The organism is Roseobacter sp. (assembly GCF_024639605.1).
Taxonomy (GTDB): domain Bacteria; phylum Pseudomonadota; class Alphaproteobacteria; order Rhodobacterales; family Rhodobacteraceae; genus Roseobacter.
The window spans coordinates 1-3,827 of sequence record NZ_JAHEHZ010000227.1; the positions used below are offsets into that span (position 1 = coordinate 1).

Here is a 3,827-nt window from a genome sequence, read left to right on the forward strand (position 1 = left end):
CGTCGAGTTTGCTTTGAATGCGGTGACAATGACGAAGGGTAACGCACAATACTGAGTACAACTGCCGGATTTTCGATGCGGATGTATGCATGGTTCGTCCTCCCTGACGGGAATGTACCACGAGAAGGCGATTCGATGTGTGACAGAGTTCACAGGTATCACAAGTTTCAGACAACCCGACGCTTCTCAGCAGACATCTTAAGTAGCTGCGGGCCAGTCATGTAGCGGGACGTCCTGCGGTCCGCAGTATGATTGCAGGCTGGGATCCGACGCTGAGATATCGCTGGCTGATGCTGATCCGGAAATGCCGGAGGAAATGAACGACCGCACACAGGATAACGCGCGTTGTTTCCGAGCAGTCGCGGATACAGCTGATGGTGACCGGGCGGAGTGCATTCGCGGTGCCCTCACCGGTATGGCCGAAGTGCGTGCCTGGGATGGACGCAAATCCCCGGGGTATCATGTTGCCCGGTGACAGGCCGAGCGCCGGAAGGGGGCTATATCCCCGGCTCAGAAATCCCGGCGGAAACGATTGTGCTGTCTTCCCGTTTTGCAGGATCGTTGACAGTCCGTCGGCAATTCCGGATGTTTGTGTGTATTGGCAGAGATTTATGATCAGAGACATTAATTCTGATGGAATGGAGTTTTTCGTAAGGGGTTGTGGGGGACGCTGTGCCGAAAAGAGATGAAATAGACGCCGGTCGCACGCCCTCGACGGGCACTAAATCACATGATGCCGGGATCTGGAAAAACCGTGTGGCTGAGGCACGGGCGCGCCGTGAACTCGTGCTGGAGCATCGGTCCTCCGGGCCGGGCCGTGGCAAACACTCAGACGATGAAACTGCTTCCGACAGGGGAATAGTGTTGCGCATGGCCCTTGCGCGGGCTCAGCGGAAAGAGGTTTTGCTGAGCCTTCAGGACAAAAGCCCGCTGACAGGACGAGGGCTCGCGCATGTCAATAAGTCTGCGGCCCTGGAGCCTGGTCCTGTCAAAGGGTCAGTCGCGCCCGTCCTGGCTCTCTCGCAGAACGACAAAGCGGCCGCGCCCGCTGGACGGCGGAAAACCTTCGTGGCGGCACCGCCGCTGCAAATACCGTCAGACAGAGATGAAGAGGGTACGGACGGCACATTTTTGCAGGCACGGGCACCGGATCATGAGCCAGGGCCGGATCGGCCGGGTGACGGCAGAGACAGAGCTGCGGCACGCTGGTTGTCGGTGTTTCGACATTTGCAGGACCCGGCGGCCGGGGCCGGAAGCAAAGCGGAAGTGCCTGACGCCGCTTATTCCGTGCAGAAGTCCACCAGGGCAGCGGGGCCTGTTTTCATCTGCCTGGCGGTGCTCTCTGTCGGCGGGGCATATTACGCCCGATCCGCTGGTCAGGACAAAGTAGCATCAGGCACCGTTGAAACGATTGCACCCATGATTTCGCCGGTCTCGTCTTCCGGTTCTCCGGCGCGATTGTCTGCCATGGCCTCAGCCCCGAATTTGCCGGTGCCGGACCTGCCTGCCGGACCTGAGCAGGTTGGCAGCCTGCCCGGTGTGGATACATATGTCGCGAGCTTCAGGGCCTCTGCGGCGCTGCAGGCGCCGGCCGGCGCGGGTGTCGCGCATCGGACCAGTCCGGATGTTTTGCCGGAACGTCCTGCCGTTTTACTCTCGCCCCCCGTGCTGCCGTCGCCCGGACAGGTGGCGGGCGCCTATGCCGAAGACCTTCCGGTTCTGACACAGCCTGTTTACTTTACGGTGCCACCTGTGCGTACCTCTGCCCCGGACCTGCTGCAGTCCGCGTTTGATGGATGGACGGCCTTGGATGATCCGGGCAAAACACCTCGCGTTGTCGTGAATATTCCTGAGAATGTTTCGCCAGACCGCTACCAGCGCGCAGTTGCGCGGATTGACGCCAGCGCGTTTTCCGCTGATGTGATCGGTACCACACCATTTAATATCACAACCACGCATGTCCGGTATTATCACGCCGCAGACCGCGGCGCTGCAGAGCAGCTCGCAGGCCTCTTTGAAGCAGAAGCGCGCGATTTTACCAGCTATCTTCCGTCGCCTGACAGGGGTCTTCTGGAGCTTTGGGTCTCCGGAGAGGGGGCTCCTGCAGTCGCGTCGGCACCACGCAGGACATCGGAGCCTGATGCGGTGGCACGCTCGGCCAGCGCCACATATGCGCCACGCAGTGTCGGTCTGTTTGAACGGATATCCAACGCCTTCGGAAGTCAGGCAGAAAGAGGTGGCGCCGCGGCCGGAGGTTACCCGGATCGCAGTCAGTCCGCCTCTGCAACCACATCCGGTGCAGGTGCCGGCACTGCTGCGGCAGGCAGCGGGAGTGCCTCATCAGGCAGCGTCGGTGGCGGCAACAGCGTCGGTGGCGGAGAGACAGGAAGCAGCAGCGACAGCAGTGGTAGTGACGGTGGCGGCGGAAGCAGTGCCGGCGAAAGCAAGGGCGGCAAGAAAGGCGGGGGCAAGGGCGGCGACAAAGGTGGTGGCAAAGGTGGTAAAAAAGGCTGAAGCCAGCCGGAAGTTTTAAACCGGTATCGACCGAAAACGTTAAGGTGCTGTGCAGAAAAGCTCAGAAAAATCACTTCTCTTGTGTCGTCTCTGCGTCTGGTCAGGCCGAATTCACGATCCGGTCACGAGCTTACGACTAAGGAATGCGATCGGGCACATCAACGCTACGCCGACCAGAACCGGCAATAAGACCGGTGAAGGATCGTTCTCTGCCCGATCTGGTGAGGTCCGCTGAACTTGTCAGAGCTTCTTCACGAACCGTGAAAAACCGGGCACTGGTGCGTTGCCGCACGCGATGCCCTTTGACGAGATGAACGTTTTTTTACATCTTCGGCGTGGTGCCTCAGGCTGTTGCGCACCACAGGCTGACGGTTGTTCGCGCGCCAGCCGGATGCGCAGTCTCAGACCTAAAAGAAGTCAAACAATTCCGGGGTCAAGTAAGACATTACCGGGAACGCACCACCACCAATAGATTTCGCGCCAAGGTGAGTTGTTATCGCGATGATCAGAATCAGCAAAGCCATACGCCGTTTTTCAAGCTTTTCGATGTAAGATGGCGCGGATGGTTCCGGATTTGTGAATTGTTGTCCGCTGGTGGCCCTGGAGAAATCAGATTGCATAAAAACTCTCCTTTTCTGCGCATGTCTGTATCAGCTTTTGACCTGGCTGTTCCGGTCAGCGTTTTCCGCGCAACCATGAAGTATCGGTCTGACCTCTGAGGTTTTCGACCATTTTACGCTTATTTCTCTCGCGAGCACTTTGACTGGCCATTTCCAGAAACTTACGGATTATTCTCAGCATTTGATTTTCCCATCAGGCCCCCACGGTTATTTAAATGTCCAAAGTGTGTCGGAAGTAAGGCTGGCAGGATATTCTGATTTTCTGAGTTCTGATGTCGGCACATCGCCAAAGGCATCCATGCCGGTAATCCGGTGAAATTGGTCATGGCCTCTCTTCCCCTCTCGTAACCCAAATAAAAAGGGCACCGGTGCGTTGGCGCAACCGATGCCCTTTAAGCATCACAAGCTTCAGACAACGCGACGCTTCTCAGCAGACATCTTGAGTAGCTGCGGGCCAGTCGTGTAGCAGAACGCCAAAACACTGAATATGACCTGCATAACTTCCAATCATAAAGCAACTTTCAGCGATGCAGTTTAAATGCCGGAAGAGCCTTACGGGCAGGATGGCTGAGGTTGGAAAGCAATCACCACCAAAAGAAATGCCGGAGGACACGAGCTCCGGCATTTCCGAGGTTATTCATGAAAAATAGCAAGTAGTAGATTGATGCTGATATCAATCAAAAATTGCAAGTA

Annotated in this window: 3 protein-coding genes; 2 read left to right on the forward strand and 1 reads right to left on the reverse strand. The window is 57.1% G+C overall.

Translation table 11 applies throughout. The features are described from left to right. Nucleotides 1-283: 283 nt before the first annotated feature. Together Q0M35_RS18615 and Q0M35_RS17925 are read left to right on the forward strand one after the other, a co-directional pair. The gene (locus tag Q0M35_RS18615; RefSeq protein ID WP_366519685.1) at nt 284-475 is read left to right on the forward strand and encodes a DUF3631 domain-containing protein; all 192 of its coding nucleotides are present in this window, start codon (nt 284-286) and stop codon (nt 473-475) included. Between the two features lie 791 nt (nt 476-1,266). Continuing rightward, on the forward strand, nt 1,267-2,514 hold the full coding sequence (locus Q0M35_RS17925) for a hypothetical protein (protein ID WP_295317617.1): 1,248 nt from the start codon (nt 1,267-1,269) through the stop codon (nt 2,512-2,514). Nucleotides 2,515-2,921: 407 nt separating this feature from the next. Here the strand turns inward: Q0M35_RS17925 and Q0M35_RS17930 are convergent, their stop codons facing one another. Beyond that, the gene (locus Q0M35_RS17930; RefSeq protein WP_295317618.1) at nt 2,922-3,134 is read right to left on the reverse strand and encodes a hypothetical protein; all 213 of its coding nucleotides are present in this window, start codon (nt 3,132-3,134) and stop codon (nt 2,922-2,924) included. Between the last annotated feature and the right edge of the window lie 693 nt (nt 3,135-3,827).